Here is a 1,439-nt window from a genome sequence, read left to right as displayed (position 1 = left end):
TGCTGACTCGATGGAAATTCTGCTATATCCCATGAGAGCGTGAAACAAGTATGGGACGCAAGAGACCGAGCTGTATTCCGTGCCCGAGAGCACGTGCTGCTGACTGGTCCGAGTGCGTAGGAAGCCGAGTCCTGGGCATCACAGCCCGACTGCCGCCAGGAGCGGCAGTCGGGAAAGCCCGTATAGGTGAATCTCTGTTTCACGCACCAGCGTTCCAAGGTGAGTCCAATGTTCATTGGAATCGACGTACACAAACGGTACTCACAGATCGCAGTACTGGACAAAAACGGTGAGATCGTCGAAGAGGTTCGCGTCGAAAACGCGAACCTCGACGACTTTGCCCAGCAGTACGCTGGGTCCAAAGCCGCGCTTGAAGCCACCAGCAACTACTACCACATCCACGATACGCTTTCAGCGTATCTGGATGTAACCGTCGCTAACCCCGGCGAATTGAAGTTGATCTCCGACTCGGACAAGAAAACTGACCGCGTCGACGCAAAACAACTCGCTCGAATGCTTCGGTTAGGCTCGGTTCCAGAAAGCTACGTTCCAACCGACGAGGTTCGGCAAGCCCGCGCACTTGTGCGCGGGCGCCAGAAACTCGTTGAGAACCGGACTGAGTACGCGAACAAGATCCATGGCTTGTTGAGTGACCACGGTATCACCCGTGAGGTAAAGCCGTTGAGTGTGGAGGGACGAGAGTTCCTGGCGGAACTCTCGCTCCCGGCACCGTGGGACGCGTTATTGGAGTCGTACCTGGAACTGATTCAGGTGCTCACCGAGCAGATCGAATCGTTAGAAGCAGAGATCGAGGAGCGGGCTGGGTCTCTGAAGGAGACCCAGCTCCTGATGACGATTCCTGGTGTGAGTTACTTTACGGCGTTGACGATTTACGCGGAGTTGGGCGAGATCAGCCGGTTTGACCGGGCCAAAGAGGTCGTAAGCTACGTCGGGTTGAACCCGATAATCCGCGAGTCTGGCGACTCGCGGTTTGAGGGAAGCATCTCGAAGCGAGGATCAGGACGGGTCCGGTGGCTGCTCGTTCAAGCGTCGTACACGGCGGTTCATACATGCGAAGACGAGTACCTTAGCCGGTTCTACAACCGGTTAGCTCGAAAGAAGAACTCGAAAACAGCGATTGTGGCAACCGCTCGGAAGTTGCTGGTTTCAATGTATCATATGCTGGACCGTGAGGAGGTGTACGATCCACCAGGGGTGAGTGCCTGAGCGCCGCCGGGGCGGCGCTCATTGGCTGGCTGGTGGCAGCGTGAGTGATTACTCTCGCAAACAGGAAGTCCCCCGCCTGATGGTTGTTACAGTAGCCACCGGTTCGCCGGTTGTCGATTCTAGGCCAGAAAACTACAGCAAGTCCTTGTCGCCCGAAGAATTATCTTAGCAAACGTGGTTTGTTCAGCCAGCAGAATTTCCATAGGTGAATA

General features: G+C 55.7%; 1 protein-coding gene. It reads left to right on the top strand.

The window, feature by feature from the left end; translation table 11 throughout:
• The first annotated feature begins 228 nt into the window (after window positions 1–228).
• A complete protein-coding gene (locus AB7C87_RS24140; protein WP_369732097.1) occupies window positions 229–1,227 on the top strand; it encodes an IS110 family RNA-guided transposase in 999 nt (332 codons plus the stop codon).
• Window positions 1,228–1,439 lie beyond the last annotated feature (212 nt).

It is taken from the genome of Natrarchaeobius versutus (assembly GCF_041205745.1).
Lineage (GTDB): Archaea > Halobacteriota > Halobacteria > Halobacteriales > Natrialbaceae > Natrarchaeobius > Natrarchaeobius versutus.
This window is presented reverse-complemented; position numbering and strand designations above follow the sequence as displayed.